The sequence below is a fragment of the Bombella sp. ESL0385 genome (genome assembly GCF_009725755.1).
Taxonomy (GTDB): domain Bacteria; phylum Pseudomonadota; class Alphaproteobacteria; order Acetobacterales; family Acetobacteraceae; genus Bombella; species Bombella pollinis.
On the sequence record NZ_WNIJ01000001.1, the window covers coordinates 101,196 to 116,446 of the forward strand.

At 52.8% G+C, this 15,251-nt stretch carries 13 protein-coding genes and 1 riboswitch; of the genes, 9 read left to right on the forward strand and 4 right to left on the reverse strand.

All coding sequences use genetic code 11. The annotated features are described in order from the left end of the window. The first annotated feature begins 79 nt into the window (after positions 1 to 79). The 3 genes from GM557_RS00560 (at position 80) to GM557_RS00570 (ending at position 2,817) form a co-directional block, all read left to right on the forward strand. Positions 80 to 1,018 carry a hypothetical protein gene (locus GM557_RS00560; RefSeq protein ID WP_196424556.1) on the forward strand — a complete coding sequence of 313 codons (939 nt, stop codon included), beginning with the start codon at positions 80 to 82 and terminating at the stop codon, positions 1,016 to 1,018. Positions 1,019 to 1,258: 240 nt separating this feature from the next. Continuing rightward, positions 1,259 to 2,194: a ribose-phosphate pyrophosphokinase gene (locus GM557_RS00565; protein WP_155572539.1), complete on the forward strand. Its 936-nt coding sequence runs from the start codon at positions 1,259 to 1,261 to the stop codon at positions 2,192 to 2,194. A gap of 26 nt (positions 2,195 to 2,220) precedes the next feature. Further along, on the forward strand, positions 2,221 to 2,817 hold the full coding sequence (locus GM557_RS00570) for a histidine phosphatase family protein (protein ID WP_155572540.1): 597 nt from the start codon (positions 2,221 to 2,223) through the stop codon (positions 2,815 to 2,817). A 72-nt stretch (positions 2,818 to 2,889) separates the two neighbouring features. On the opposite strand, the gene GM557_RS00575 is transcribed toward GM557_RS00570, so the two are convergent. From GM557_RS00575 to GM557_RS00590, 4 genes are all read right to left on the reverse strand, one after another. Further along, positions 2,890 to 4,461 carry an efflux transporter outer membrane subunit gene (locus tag GM557_RS00575; RefSeq protein WP_155572541.1) on the reverse strand — a complete coding sequence of 524 codons (1,572 nt, stop codon included), beginning with the start codon at positions 4,459 to 4,461 and terminating at the stop codon, positions 2,890 to 2,892. Then, positions 4,462 to 7,554: an efflux RND transporter permease subunit gene (locus GM557_RS00580; protein ID WP_155572542.1), complete on the reverse strand. Its 3,093-nt coding sequence runs from the start codon at positions 7,552 to 7,554 to the stop codon at positions 4,462 to 4,464. A gap of 15 nt (positions 7,555 to 7,569) precedes the next feature. Beyond that, on the reverse strand, positions 7,570 to 8,685 hold the full coding sequence (locus tag GM557_RS00585; RefSeq protein ID WP_155572543.1) for an efflux RND transporter periplasmic adaptor subunit: 1,116 nt from the start codon (positions 8,683 to 8,685) through the stop codon (positions 7,570 to 7,572). Between the two features lie 220 nt (positions 8,686 to 8,905). Then, complete coding sequence (locus GM557_RS00590) at positions 8,906 to 9,772, reverse strand: OmpW family protein (protein ID WP_155572544.1); 867 nt, start codon at positions 9,770 to 9,772, stop codon at positions 8,906 to 8,908. 273 nt (positions 9,773 to 10,045) lie between these two features. Here GM557_RS00590 and GM557_RS00595 point away from each other — a divergent pair, with 273 nt between their 5' ends. The 6 genes from GM557_RS00595 (at position 10,046) to ribH (ending at position 15,223) form a co-directional block, all read left to right on the forward strand. Beyond that, a complete protein-coding gene (locus tag GM557_RS00595; protein WP_230873353.1) occupies positions 10,046 to 10,780 on the forward strand; it encodes a Crp/Fnr family transcriptional regulator in 735 nt (244 codons plus the stop codon). A 105-nt stretch (positions 10,781 to 10,885) separates the two neighbouring features. Next, positions 10,886 to 11,410: a hypothetical protein gene (locus GM557_RS00600; protein ID WP_155572545.1), complete on the forward strand. Its 525-nt coding sequence runs from the start codon at positions 10,886 to 10,888 to the stop codon at positions 11,408 to 11,410. Between the two features lie 114 nt (positions 11,411 to 11,524). Beyond that, a riboswitch (FMN riboswitch) is annotated at positions 11,525 to 11,679 on the forward strand. Between the two features lie 93 nt (positions 11,680 to 11,772). Next, entirely contained in the window at positions 11,773 to 12,831 is a 1,059-nt protein-coding gene (gene ribD, locus GM557_RS00605; RefSeq protein WP_155573414.1) for a bifunctional diaminohydroxyphosphoribosylaminopyrimidine deaminase/5-amino-6-(5-phosphoribosylamino)uracil reductase RibD, read from the forward strand. 3 nt (positions 12,832 to 12,834) lie between these two features. Then, a complete protein-coding gene (locus tag GM557_RS00610) occupies positions 12,835 to 13,485 on the forward strand; it encodes a riboflavin synthase (protein WP_155572546.1) in 651 nt (216 codons plus the stop codon). Between the two features lie 20 nt (positions 13,486 to 13,505). After that, the gene (gene ribB / locus GM557_RS00615; RefSeq protein WP_155573415.1) at positions 13,506 to 14,741 is read left to right on the forward strand and encodes a 3,4-dihydroxy-2-butanone-4-phosphate synthase; all 1,236 of its coding nucleotides are present in this window, start codon (positions 13,506 to 13,508) and stop codon (positions 14,739 to 14,741) included. A gap of 11 nt (positions 14,742 to 14,752) precedes the next feature. Beyond that, positions 14,753 to 15,223, forward strand: a complete 471-nt coding sequence (gene ribH / locus GM557_RS00620; RefSeq protein ID WP_155572547.1) for a 6,7-dimethyl-8-ribityllumazine synthase — start codon at positions 14,753 to 14,755, stop codon at positions 15,221 to 15,223. The last annotated feature ends 28 nt before the right edge of the window (positions 15,224 to 15,251 follow it).

Genomic DNA, 15,251 nt, shown 5'->3' on the forward strand with positions numbered 1-15,251 from the left:
AAGTGGGTTATCCATGCGCTTTTGTCGTGCGCTGTTTATGTCTGGGTTATGTGTGCCTCTCCTAGGGTTAGGCGGTTGTTTGAGTGTTTATAAGCCTTTTGAGCATAATCCCGGTGGCCAAGCGCAACGTCTTGTGCAAGCGAACTTGCCGCCTGCTCGTTTGGCGGTGCCTGTCCCTGTGCCAGGGAATGCGCCATGGCGGGCTGCAACGGCGATGTGGGCGCGGGATATGGTTATTGCGCTTGTTGGGCAGTCCATCCCAGCCGTAGCAAAAATGCCGCAACCGGGGGATTGGTGGGTGCGCCTCGGTGCTGTGAAGGCCGATAATGGCGGTATTCGCCCTCGTTATGCGATTGTTGGGCCAGATGGCAAAGTAAGGGCTAGAGGCTATGGCGCGGTTATTGATGAAGCGGGCTGGCGCGGTGCGGACCCTGATGCATTAAATACAGTGGCCCTCCAAATGGCCCCAGAAATTGCTCATCAACTAACGGAAATCCAAACACGGATGATGATGGATAACCCGCAGAGCTTGATGAATCGCCCTGCACGTATTTGCTTTGATGGCGTCCAAGGTGCGCCGGGGGATGGCAATACGGTGCTTGGCCAAGCCTTTTATACCATGTTGCCTGATGCACATAATAAAGTGCAAACAAAGCATGAGGGGGCGGATTATATTGTTAAAACAACCGTTAGCCTAAAGGATTCGCCTGATGCAGGCCCTCCCAGTGCGGGGCCGCAACAGCAAGTGACGATTATTTGGCATGTCCTTACGCCTGATGGACAAGAGGCCGGTGCGGCAACGCAGATTCATGACGTGCCAGCACATTCTTTGGATAAATCATGGGCAGATGTTGCCGAGGCCGCCGCGCAAGAAGCCGCAGGAGCGGTGCGGACGATTATCACCAATTATTCCGGCCGGGAGCGTAAAGCCCCCCCGGCGCAATCTGATGTAGGAGGGGATGCCTCTAAAGAGAAAGACGGGATGAAGCGGTTCATCGCGGGGGAGGCAAAGAAGTAGCAGAAGGGTTACGGTAGCGTATCTATCTCCTTACGGAATGACATGAGGGCATGATATTAATGTGATGCGCTGTGCCTGTTGTGAGGGGGGATGAGGCTTTATGGGGCAGCCATGTTGCCATCACACCAATGAAGGGCCGTGCAGGTGGCTGCCCTACGCCGTAAGCTCATGACATTGACTAGGCAAGCTGATAAAAGGGGCTGTCCCGTTCCTTCTGCTTTCCTATGAAAAGTATCTATCATGAAGATCGTCGCCTGCAACAGTAACATGCCCTTGGCTCAAGCCGTGGCTGATGAGCTTGAAATCCCCTTGTGCAAGACCTCTATCCGCCGCTTTGCTGACGGGGAAGTGTTTGTCGAGATTCAGGAGAATGTGCGTGGGGAGGATATGTTTGTCCTCCAAAGTACATGCACCCCAACGAACGATCATCTGATGGAGCTGCTCGTCGTGTTGGATGCGCTACGGCGCGGCTCGGCACGGCGTGTTACGGCGGTGATGCCGTATTTCGGCTATGCCCGGCAGGATCGTAAGTCTGGCCCGCGTACGCCAATTAGTGCTAAGTTAGTGGCTAATTTGCTGACAGAAGCCGGGGCTAATCGTATTTTAACGATGGATTTGCATGCGATGCAGATTCAGGGCTTTTTCGATATTCCAACGGATAATCTATATGCAGCCCCGCTTTTTGTGCGGGATTTGTTAAGTCGTCATCCTAATATGGATAACCTCATCGTTGTCTCTCCCGATGTTGGAGGCGTGGTGCGGGCACGGCAGTTAGCACGCCGTTTGAATGTTGACCTTGCCATTATTGATAAACGCCGCGAGCGGGCTGGCGTCTCTGAGGTGATGAATGTCATCGGGGATGTGTCTGGACGTTTTTGCGTGTTGGTCGATGATATTATTGATAGCGGCGGCTCACTCTGCAATGCGGCTGAGGCGTTGATGAAATATGGGGCCGCGGGGGTAGAAGCCTATGTGACCCATGGGGTGCTCACAAGCAATGCCTGTGAGCGTGTGCAAAAGAGTCCGCTCTCTATGCTGACATTAACCGATAGCATCCCCGCCACAGAGATATTGAAGGCAACGCCTAACATCCGTCAGATTTCAACAGCGAATCTTTTAGGGCGGGCTGTGCGGGCCGTGGCGGATGAGAGTTCTGTTTCCACCTTGTTTGATTAAGATTGCTGCGGGAGAGGGGTTAAGTAATGACACAGCTTTGTACAAAGCCGTTCTGGTTTCTTCGGCATGGGGAGACGGAGTGGAATGCTCGCCACCTCTCCCAAGGGCGGACAGATATTCCCTTAAATGAGACTGGCTTAGAGCAAGCTCGGCGTGCGGGCCATCAACTTGCTGACCTTTTTGAGAAAGGGGAGCGGCCTTTTACCCATATTGTCTCCTCCCCGTTAAAGCGCGCTTTTGTCACAGCCGAGCATGTGCGCGAGGCGATTGCTCAGCGAACAGGGATTACCCTCCCATTAAGTGATGATGCTGATTTGCAAGAGGTGAGCTTTGGTGTGCAGGAAGGCAAGCCGATGGGCGATTGGTACAATACATGGATCAATGGCACATTTGTCCCTGAGCAAGGGGAACGGTTTGTAACGCTCAAGGCACGCGGTATAGCCGCCCTTAATCGCGCGCATGATCGTGGCACTGGCGCACCCTTGATTGTAGCGCATGGGGCTCTCTTTCGTGGGTTGCGGGCAGCGATGGGGTTGGAAATTAACGTCCGTTTGCCTAATGCCGTCCCCCTAAAAGCAACCCCGAGTGAGGAGAACTGGGTGCTGGAGATGCTCTCTGCGTAAGTGCGAGGGCCGTTTATCTAGTCCCCCTAGGCCCGTTCCAAAGGGCGATAGGGGGGTAGAGATGTGAGGTGTTTACCAAGGCACCAATGTTGTGGAGAGGTGATCGGCCTCTTTGCGGCTGACGCCAAGGTCATTGCGGTTCCACCATCCCCCGCCGAGGGATTGGAAAAGCCCGACCGTGTCAGAAAGGCGCGTCACCTTATCTTGCGCTACGGAGAGTTCATCTTGGGCGACTTCCATCCGTGCTTGGGCAAGGTCAATTTTGCTGTTATCGCCTAATCTATGCTGGGTTTCTGCAATGCGTAGGGCTTGCGTTGCAGCCTCTAAACCGGATTGATCAGCCATGAGGGTTTTGCTGTCGAGGTCCACCGCGTGCAAACTATCAGCAACATCTCCCACAGCGGAGAGAATAGCGGCTTGATAATACTCTTTGGCTTGTGTGTAGTTTGCTTTGGCTTCGCGCTGTGCATGGAGGAGTGACCCCCCTTGGAAGATAGGCTGAGTGACGGTAGCGGCCAACATCCAGTTGCCCATACCGGGTTTGAATAATTGGCTCATGCTATTAACAGCCTCACCCGGTAGCGCACTAAGCTGCACATTGGGCAGGCGGTTTGCAATAGCAATGCCCAGCTGCGCCCCGGCAGAGCGGATTTGCGCTTGCGCTGCGGCTACATCAGGGCGTTGAAGAATCAGCTGCGCGGGTAAGGAGAGCGGTAGCTCCTCCGGCAGGGTGAAATCTTTTAGCTCAAATGTAGGAAGGTCCGCATTGGGGGTGAGGCCCGCCAAGGTGGCAAGCTGGTCCCGTGTTTGAGCGAGTTGAGTTTGCAGCGGTGGTAAATCCGCTTGAAGTTGGGCAAGAGAATCCCGCAGCAAAAGATGGCTCTGTCGGGATTGGTCGCCAAGGCCAACTTGATTGCCATTAATGGTGAGCATGGCCGTTTGCTGGGCGATCAACATCTCTTTGGCGCGGATTTGAGCGCGTAAGCCAGCCTCAGTAATGGCGGTATTGACGAGGTTAGAGATTAAGGTCAGCGTTGTGGCTTCTAGTTGAAAACGCTGAATATCCGCCTGTGCCTTAGCATTACGGATGGCCAGTCGCGATCCCCCCCAGAGGTCAGGGACATAGCCGATATTGAGCTGAGCCGTATGTAAGTTATAGAGCCACTCATTATTGTTTGGCACAGGGGAGAGGGCTTTGGAAGTCTTGTTACGCGTGGGGAGGAACTGCGCGGACACACTCGGATAAAGCGAAGCCCCTTCCACACGCCGTTGCTCCCATGCAGCCTTTAGGCCTGCCTGTTGGGCTTTAAGCGTTGGGCTGTTAGCAAGAGCTTGCTCAATAAGCTGGTTGAGTTGTGGGTTTTGGAACGCTTCCCACCATTTACCTGCAACATCAGCCCCAGCCGTAAAATGCTGCCGCCGCAGGAGGCTATCTTTTGCCGCATTATTTCCGCCTGCCGTTTGGGTAATTGGCTTTTTTGTATAATCGGTTTTGTCTGGCAGAGGGGGGATGTCTTTAGGGGATGGCCCTACAATGCACCCGCCCAGCCCCATGGCAAGTAAAGCGAGGGTACTACAAGCCCGCAAAAGAGGATTGCGCTGGCCTTTATGAGGGCGTTGAGATTGATGCAAAGGCGTGGTCATTTAACCATCCTCCCCATTGCGTAGGGCACGACGTTTGACCTGCTCCTCCAATCGGCAGAAGCAGACAGGTAGAATGAAAAGGGTGAGCAAGGTTGCAATACCAAGCCCGCCAACAACAACCGTGGCGAGGCCGCGTTGTACGTCTGTTCCTACCCCGGTAGCCATAGCCGCAGGGAGCATGCCGACACTAGCCACTGTAGCGGTCATCAAAACGGGACGGAAACGCTCCGCAGCTCCAAGCTGGGTGGCATCACGCAGGCCCATTCCTTCTTTAATATGACGATTGATGTTGGAGACCATAATGATCCCATTTTGAATGGCCACACCAAAGAGAGCAATAAAGCCCACAGCGGTTGCAATATTAAGAGTTTCCGCACGGGCATGCAGCGCGATTAGCCCACCAAGCGCAGCTAATGGAACAATGCCGAGGATGAGCACTGCATGGCGTAGCTTTTGGAACTCCGCATAAAGCAAGCCCAACATTACAGCGAACATAACCCCCAATGCGGCAACGAGGCGGACTTGCGCGCGTTGGGCCTGTTGGAATGTCCCTGCCCATTCGATACGGAACTTTTGAGGGTCGTAATGGACATTCTGGTCGATGAGTTTTTGGGCATCCGCGAGATATTGGGACATGGGGCGGCTGCCATTATCCACTTGGAGGGTAATTTGCCGTTGGCCCATTTCATGAGCGATGCTGCTCTCCCCCATTTGGAGGCGAATACGCGCGACATCCGCTAAGGGGACGGCACTGCCATCACTCGTGATCAAGGGTAATTGCCCTAGGAGCTGAAGGTTAGAGCGTTGGGCATTATCAACACGCAGCGTTGCGTTATAAAAACGGTCACCTTCAATCACGCTGGTGAGGGGTTCATCACCAATGGCACTATTAATGAGGTCGCTGATATCATTAATGCTAATGCCATAACGGGCGGCTTTGAGGCGGTCTGGCGTGATTTCTATTTGAGGGATTTTAGGCTCTTGGAAGATATCCGCCTGCACTGTGCCCTGTACTTGCCATAAGATATTGACAATCTGCTGACCAAGAACGCGTAAACCGGTGAGGTCATCACCATAGATGCGCATCACAAGTGGACTATGCGCCCCGCCGAGCTGGTCGCTCAGATTATCTTCAATCGGTTGACTGATAGAGAAGGAAATACCGGGGATTTTGTTCAGCCGTGCCCGTAATTTGGTGATGAATTGTGCCTTCGTCTCTCCATTTGCCCACTGATTATAAGGGGTTAGGCCAACAGGCATCTCAATATGAGACGGTGTCCACGGGTCTGTCCCATCATCAGAGCGGCCAAGTTGAGTAATGGCATAGGATGTCTCTGGGAACTCACGCACAGCACGGCGTACCTCGGAGGCTTTTTCTTGCCCTTGTTCTAGTGAGATACCGGTAGGCATTTGTATTTGCAGCCAGAGCGCGCCTTCATCCAGGTCGGGGAGGAACTCCCGCCCTGTAGTGATACCAAGGGCGATAACGGCGACTAAGGCCACGCCTGCACTGATGAAAGGAATGGTCGGGTGATGGAGGAAGTACCCTAGCAATCTATCATATTTTTTATGCAGCCATGCGAGTGGCTTATTATGCCAGATGGGCCGTGGCTTCCGCAGGGCAAGAAAGGACATTGTCGGGGTGAGTGAGAGGGCACAAAGCAAGGCCCCAAGGAGGGCGAAGCTAACAGTCCATGCCATAGGGCGGAAGATTTTGGCCTCACTCCCAACAAAGGCAAAGAGAGGGCTATAAGCTACAACAATGATGAGCGTGGAGGCAAAAATAGCGCGTCCCGCTCGGCGGGTAATGTCCAAAATATCGGAAGGGTCGAGCGGCCTTGTATGATAATCTTCACGATGGCGGAGGATGACCTCTGTGACAACAATCGCGCCATCAACAATCACGCCGAAATCCACTGCGCCAAGGGAGAACAGGTTAGCGGCCATCCCACATGCACGCATAAGGATGAAGGCGAAAGCGAGCGCAAAGGGAATGGTTACCGCTGTGATAGCCGCACTACGCGGAGAACCAAGGAAGAAGGTCAAGATGACCAATACAAGGCCGATCCCCTCTAAAATGGTCTCGCTGACTTTATCGGTTGTGGACTTAACGAGATTATCGCGGTCGAGATAAGGAACAATGCGGATATGCCGTGGGGCGAGTTGTTTTTGGAGCTTATCAACCTCTGCATGGAGGTCATCCAACACTTGGGAGGGATTGGCCCCGCGGAGCATGGTCACGACCCCTTCAATCGTATCGGGGTTACCGTTTTTGCCCAACATCCCTTCACGCACTTGATGGCCAAACTCGATATGACCAAGCTCGGAGAGAAGGACTGGCACACCATCATGATGGCCGATGACGGTATTGCGCATATCATCAAGGGAGTGAATCTGCCCCACACCACGGATGATGTAAGATTGCTCCCCACGGGTTACACGCCCACCCCCAGCATTGACATTGCTATTACGGATGGCGTTCATCACATCGCTGATGCTAATGCCGTAACGAATAAGGGCATGCGGGTCTAAAATGAGCTGATATTCCCGCGTAAAGCCGCCGAAATTATCAATATTCACTACGCCGGGGACGCGCTGTAAGGCAGGGATAATCTCCCAGCGTTGCACGTCCGAAATGGTCATGAGGTCGCGATCGTCCGATTCCACCGTGTAGCGGTAAATCTCCCCACTAGGGCCGGAGATAGGGCCGAGAGAGGGTTGCGCCCCACCGGTGAGCTGTAGGCCATCTAGTTGGCTTTGGACTAATTGACGTGCGCGGTAAATATCGGCGTTATCATCAAAAATAAGCGTGATGAGCGAGAGGCCGAAGGTGGTGCTAGAACGACTCTCCACCACACCGGGGACGGCGGCCAGCTCGCGCTCTACCGGGGTGGTGACTTGATGTTCCATCTCCTCAGCAGCAAGGCCATTCACTTGGGTGGTGACAAGCACGCTTGCAGGACCGAGGTCGGGATAAGCTTCCACGGGGAGTTGCTTCCACGCGATCATCCCTGTTGCGAACATGGCAAAGGTGAGGAAGGCTATCGCCTTACTATGGTAAAAGCACCATGAGATGAATTTTTCGATAAACATACTGCTCAGCGGCCCTTAATAATCATTGAGCAGAATAGCTCCGTGGGTGATGACGCGTTCACCCGTAGTCAGGCCGGAGAGAATACGGACAGAATCACTTTCTTCATAGCTGATGGTAACATAACGCCTGCGATATGTTTTTGGTGCGACCTCAATAAAGACAGAGATTTGGTCATTATCCATCAAAAGGGCTGTTTTAGGCAGCAAGGGTTGGGCCTTTTGGGTGATGTTTAGTGTGGCCGTGGTAAATTGGCCGGGATGGAGCCGCTCTTGGGGATTGTTGCACCGTAAATAGAGGTTCATCCGCCGTGTATCGGTGCGGAAGGCCGGGTCTTGCGCTGTGACGGGGCCGCTACAGGTTTGGCCGGGGAAGGGGGCCTCTAGCGTCATGGTTGTGCCCAGCATGGGTAAGAGAGACTCTGGCAAACTTGCCTGAACCCACACTGTATCAATGTTAGAAATGGTCATGAGGGCGGCTGTCATATCCGTGACATTTTGTCCTACCCCGGTGGAAATTGCCGTAACAACACCGGAGAAAGGAGCAATAAGAGGCTGGGAACCTTCATCTCCATTGGTCCCAAGGGCTTGTAGCCTTTGTTGGGCGCGGTGGGCTTCGGCTTCAGCTTGTTTAAGGTCATTCTGGGCGGATTGCATATCTTTGACAGCGTTCCCCCCGGCGGCCAAAACACCTACCGCACGGCGATACGCATTGCGCGCTAGGGTCAGGGCGGATTGAGCTTTGCGGGAATCTGACCAAGCTTGGGCTAAATCGCCAGAATACAGGGTCGCAAGGCTATCGCCCGCTTGGACATGCTGGCCTGTCTGGACATGCAAACTCGCCACGCGCCCAACAACAGGGGAGTGAATATCTATCGTTTGGCCCGGTGCTGCAATAATTTGTGCAGGCAAAGCAACTTGATGAGGGGTAAGAGCTGTACCAATAGGCTCTACAGTTAAGCGGCCATCAAGCGGGCCACCGGCACGGATGCGCAACAATTCGCCATCATGCGTAACGGCTGGTGGAAGGCTGCTCTCAATTACGCGATGAGGCGTGAGAGCCCACAACCCTAAAAAGATGATAAAGACAAGCAGGGAAGTGCCGATAATTACAAAGTTACGCGAGACACGCATTATCAGAAGGTTCTCCGCTCATCTGATGGCTAAGGTAATATGAGAAATATTCTCGCATAGCTGGAGCTGTTTGTCACGACAGAGCCGGTTTAAAAAGGGATTTAGTAATCATAAATGAGAGATTAATGTCAGCTATTGGTTGCTGACAAAACATAATAAGACGGGCCGCAGAATGACCACGGCCCGTTTTAATTAAGAAGATACTCTATTATAGAGTGCCTTAGAAGCGGTATTCGATACCAGCACCAACAACAGTTGGGTTTACGTCATCATGAACACGGACGCGCCCACCTGTAATGGGATTGCCGCGCTTGCTGAGATGGACGCTCTGATTAAGCAGCAGGATTTGTTTGATGTCGAAGTTGAAGAACCAGTTGCCAACCAGCTGATAATCAAAGCCGAGATTGAAGCTTGGGCCGACATTGGTCTTCATGTGCATCGCATCAAAGACGGCACCATTGCCAATACCATTGAGGTTTTTAGCGGCGTGCATATTGTGGAAGATAGCCACTGTGATGCCAAGCCCAGCATAGGGGTTAAAGCGTTTATGTGGGCGGAAATGGTAAGCTGCTGTCAGCGTTGGGGGGAGAATCCAGAAGCTACCAGCATCCAGCTTGCCGAGCTTACCTACATGGGCTGCAGCCTCATGACGGGTGGAAGATGCGATGAGATCTAATGATAAATGATCCGTCAGGAAATATTCGAGCGTTAGCTCTGGCATAGCCTGATTGGTAACAGATGTATTGTGACGGAACACATTACCACCTGCGAGCGTTGCAGCGGGAGAGCCTTCTGCCAGACGCACGCGGGAACCTGTATTATTTGTAATCACCCCAAGAGCGGAGAGACGTACAACGAAATCGCCCTTCCCAAAGCCGATTTTTGTGCTAGCGCATGTCTTAAAGAGGCCACAATGCTCATTTGCCGGCGGCTGAAGATGAATCGAGGCATCCGGAGCCGCTTGCATGGTTGTGGTGGTCGTTACAGGAGCTCTAGCAGATGGAGCAGCTGCTTTAGCAACCCCGAAAGAAGTGGCTCCAAATGTCACTAGCGCGGCTGCGGCCATCCGGGTGAAGGTGCGGCTCATGGTTGGATAAGACCCTCAATATGGTTTAAGACGATAAGACGGAAGATGGATAAAAGTTAATCGTTCCTCTCTGTCTCCTAAAACGCTTTTTTTGCTATGGCAAGAGGAAAGTTATAACTGTAATAGATTTAAAAGAATAAACTATTAAAGCTTTAATTTTCAATAGAGATAGCTTTTTCCAATAACTGTTATCGGAAGAGTTGCTTTTCCATCTTGAGATTGCATCGCCTATGCCGTAACGGAGTGCCAAAATCAGCGGGCAAAGGATTGGCTATGGAGCGTGACTTGATGGAGGCTGTAAAGGAGCGTTGCAGCAACTGCCCGGGTCGGATTGTAAGTATATGCAATGTTATAAATGATAGTGACCTGCCTGCATTAGTTGCTGAATCCTCTAGGGTTATTATCCCTCCGGGGCGTTGTTTTATAGAAGAGGGAACGCCAGCGCGTTATTTTTATGTCCTCACGAGCGGGCGAGTAAAGCTTTTTAATTTGATGGTGGATGGTCGCCGGCAGATTATTGGATTTGCAGATTTAGGTAATTTTTTGGGCCTTGCGTCCTCCGAGACATATGAGTTCACCGCTGAGGCTCTTGGTGAGGCTGTGTTATGCCGTTTCTCCCATTCTTCTATCGATCGCTTAATAGAGCGTTTCCCTCGTTTGCGTGGGCGGTTGCAAAAGGAGGCCTCAAGCGAGCTTGTTAAGATGCAGTCGCGTCTTATGCTGTTGGGGCGTAAAACAGCACGGGAGCGACTTGCGACCTTCCTTATGGAGCAGGCCCGCCCTTGTTGTGTCTATGGGAAGGTATGGTGCAATGAGGATGGCCCTGTTACCTTGTCTTTGCCTATGTCCCGGACAGATATTGCCGATTATTTAGGTCTGACTATTGAGACGGTTAGCCGGACCTTCAGCACCTTTAAGAAGGAAGGGCTGATTAGCATAAAAGGGGCCAGCTCTGTTACATTGCTTGCTGTAGGTAGCTTGAATAATTTGGCGAATGGGATGTTATAAGAGGCGTGTCAAGCCTTGGTGAATGGCCTTTTTGTAACTTTATTAAAGGCCGTTCTGTGGTGTAAGGACAGTGACACGTCTTTGCGTATTCATGAGGAGTTTAGCATGAAAAACCGTATTCTTTTTTCCACGATGCTGCTGGCATCTTCTTTCGCTCTCATTCCGCAGGCTCATGCTTATGATCCGAATGACCCGCTCTCTGTTCAGAGCAGCTTGGATAGCGTCTCCAAATCTATCCAGAATGAAGAAGGGAAGATCAAAGCCCTTCAAGACAAATACGCTGGGGCTCCTGCTCGTGAGCGTGCTAAGCTGCAAAGGCGCATTGATGCGATGAAGTCTGACCTTAAGCAGCGTCAGGAGAAACTTCAGAACTTGCGTGATAAGTACAAGAACTTAGCATCCGATAAAAAAGCTGAGTTACAGAAAAACATTGATGATCGTAAGCAGCAGATCAAAGACCTGCGTGATAAGTATAAGAATGCTCCTGCTGAGCAGAAGCAGAAGATTAAGGACCAGGTTGATGCTCAGAAGAAGAGCTGGGATGATCAAAAACAGAGCCTGAAGGATATGCACGATAGCAACGTGCAGGCTGGTAAGGACTTTGTACATTCCTTAAAGGGTGGGTTCTAATCGACACCCTTGTATAAAGGTTAGTCTTATCAGGCTGATAGCAGGGGGTCGCTCTTAGGGCGGCCCCTTGTTCTTTTGGTATAACCCCTCCATATAGAGGGCGATAATAGAGACAGACGTTCTCGGGGCAGGGTGTAATTCCCTACCGGCGGTGTTGGTGGCCCTAGGCTACCTCAGCCCGCGAGCGTCCTACCCTTCGGGGTAGGAGACAAGCAGACTCGGTGTGATTCCGGGGCCGACGGTGATAGTCCGGATGAGAGAGAATGCGTTTTTCTGCTTCTGCTATGGTGTTATGCCCATCATGGCGGGGGGAGAAGGCGTGACGTCGCCGCGAACGTCCCTGAGATGATTGGGGACTGATGATGACTATTGTGTCGGATAAGGCACAGCAGATAGGTGAGACCTCCCCGTCCCTAACGGCGGTACGGGCTGGGTTTCAGCAGGCTATTAAGGAAGCCGTGCAGACGATGGGAGCAACAGCTCCTAATCCATCCGTTGGTTGTGCGCTGCTGGATGGTGAGGGGCGGCTCCTCGCGGTTGGGGCGCATCCCGCAGCAGGCCAAGCTCATGCAGAGATTATGGCACTAGAGCAAGCGCGTATGCGTGGGGTGCTGGAGCAAGCCCGCATTGCCCTTGTAACGCTGGAGCCCTGTAATCATCATGGGCGTACCCCGCCTTGTAGCGAGGCATTAAAGCAAAGCCCTGTGCAAACCATTTGGATTGGTACACGCGATCCTAACCCAATGGCGGCAGGTGGGGCGGCTCATTTAGCGGCTGGGCCTGCACCCAAAGAGGTGCGGTTTGTAGCAGAGGAACCTGCTTTAGCCACATTTGCGCGGGAATGTCAGGCATTAAATGCGCCATTTACCCAGCGCGTAACACAAGGCCGCCCGTGGTTGAGTGTGAAGCAAGCGTTGGATGAACAAGGGAGTATGATTCCTCCCAAAGGGCAGAAAACCTTTACCTCCCCGGCATCGTTGCGGTTGGCGCATCAGCTCCGTCGTGCCTGTGATGCACTTGTAACAGGGGTGGGGACAGTCTTAGCCGATACGCCCTCTTTTACCGTGCGGCATGTCGCAGACCATAAAGCGCGCGCTTCTCGGCCTTTGATTGTGTTGGATAGGCACAACCGCCTTCCTCGTGCGTGGGTTTATGCGCGAGAGGCGGAGGGGTTTCATGTGGAACAATGCCGCGACCTTTCAGCCATGCCCGCTCTATTGGGCGAGATGGGGGTGAATTGGGCCTTGATAGAGGCTGGCCCTACTTTGTTGGAGAGTGTGAAGGCCGCTGGTTTATGGGATGATTGGCTGACCATTCATCATTGGGGCGGTGGTGAAGCAGATCATTACACTATGACGCTACGGCACGGGGAGGATGGGGCGATAAGCCCAATCCAACTGCTGCGTATCTATGGGGGATGAAAGATGTTTTCTGGCATTATTGAGCATGTAGGTGAGGTGCAGTCCGTCTCTTTGCGGGATAAAGCGATGGATATGCGCATCGCTACGCATTTTACGGACCTTACCGAAGGGGAAAGCATCGCAACCAATGGTGTGTGCTTAACCGTTACCCATTTTACGCCGGAGGGTGTGGCGGACTTCCATTTAAGTGGGGAGACATTAGCCCGTACCTCTCTTGGTGCGTTAACCGCTGGGGCCCGTGTGAATCTAGAGCGTGCGGTGAGCTTACATACCCGCCTCTCCGGCCATATTGTGCAAGGCCATGTTGATGGGGTGGGGGTTCTAACCCATAAGGAAGCAGCGGGGGACTCGCATCATTTACGCATCTTTATGCCAGCGGCGTTACGCCGTTATGTCATTGAGAAAGGCTCCATTACCATCAATGGGATTAGCCTGACAGTGAATGAGATTTACGAGGCGATTCAGCATGATGGGCAACAGGGCTTCGAAATCGGCCTGATGATTATCCCTCATACATGGATTCATACCGACCTCTCGACACTCAAAAACGGCGCACGCGTGAATCTGGAGGTCGATATGATGGCGAAATATATTGAGACACTCCTTCGCCATAGCCCAGAGGAAGCTTTACTTTATAAAGGGAGCCAGCCGTGACACGCGCAGAGCTTGCAGAGATGTCCCCTACATTAAGGGCGGCGATTCAGGCGGTGCGGGAAGGCCGCATGGTCGTGATGGTGGATGATGAAGACCGGGAGAATGAGGGCGATTTGATTCTTCCGGCACAATTTGCCACAGCAGAGGCCATTACCTTTATGGCGCGGCAGGCTTGTGGGTTGATTTGCCTCTCCTTAGAGGCAGAGCAGATTGAGCGGTTGGGCCTCCCCCCGATGGTGGCAGAAAATCGTGACCCACGCGGCACGGCTTTTACGGTGTCGATTGAGGCGGCACATGGTGTGACCACTGGCATTTCCGCTGCTGAGCGTGCCCATACGATTCAGGTTGCTTCTGCCCCAGATGCAGGGCCAGAGGATATTATCTCACCGGGCCATATGTTCCCTTTACGGGCGAACCCAGACGGTGTGATGGCGCGGGAAGGCCATACAGAGGGGGCTGTGGACCTCATGCGCTTGGCGGGGCTGCGTCCTGCTGGGGTGATTTGTGAGATTATGGCTGAGGATGGCACGATGATGCGCCTGCCAGAGCTACGGCTTTACGCGCATCGCCATGGCTTGCCGTTAGTCTCCATTGCCGAGATGCGCCGTTGGATTGCGGCCCATGGTCGTGCCGATGTTGGAGAGATTGGCTCAGTAGAGCAGCTCCCTCCTGAAGCGGTTGATTGCGCTGTTGCAGATTTACCGACTTGGTGCGGTGGGGAGGGGATGCGCGCTCATGCATTTCGTGGTGCTGATGGGGTGGAGCATCTCGCTCTTGTTAAAGGGGATGTAACGCAACATACCCCTCTAGTGCGTTTACATTCCGAATGTGTAACGGGGGATGCGTTAGGTTCGCTGCGGTGCGATTGTGGCCAACAGTTGCAAGAAGCCCTCAAGCGCATTTCTATCGCTGAAGCGGGTATTTTGCTGTATATGCGCGGGCATGAAGGGCGCGGTATTGGTCTTGTGAACAAAATCCGCGCTTATGAGTTGCAGGAGCAAGGGATGGACACTATTGCGGCGAATGAAGCCCTTGGCCTCCCTGCGGATGCACGGCGGTGGGACATGGCCGCCCAAATGTTAGCCGCATTAGGGGTGACGCGTTTGCGGCTTTTGACTAATAACCCGGAGAAAGAGCGCGGCTTAAAAGAGGCTGGCTTGGTTGTAGAAGGGGTAGAACGCCTCGTCATCCCGGCAAACCCGTTTAATCGCCATTATCTTGAGACAAAACGGACCCGTATGGGTCACGCTCTATAGGAGATTGTTTGATGAGCAAACATATTGCTACAGCCCCTGCCAATTTGCAGCTTACTCCCGCCCCGAAGCTTGCTCTTTTGGTAAGTCGTTTTAATCCTGATGTTACTGGTGGGTTACGCGATGGCGCGTTAGAGTGGTTGAAAGAACGTGGCATTGATGAGAGCGTTGATATATACGAGGCTCCCGGTGCATTTGAGCTACCTATTATGGCCCAACATCTTGCCCGTAAAGGCATTTATGAGGGCGTCATCTGCCTTGGCTGTGTCATTAAGGGAGATACGGCTCATTTTGAGTTCATTTCTCTAGGGGCGACCATTGGCATTATGCAAGCGCAGCTGGAGACGAATGTACCGGTCTCTTTTGGTATCCTAACAACCTATACAGAGGACCAAGCCGTTACACGCTCCCGCAGCGATGAGCATAATAAAGGCCGCGAAGCCGCCGCTGCCTGTGTAGAAACGGTCGCCTTCCTACGAAAGTAAGGAGATGCAGGGGCGGATATAGCTCCGC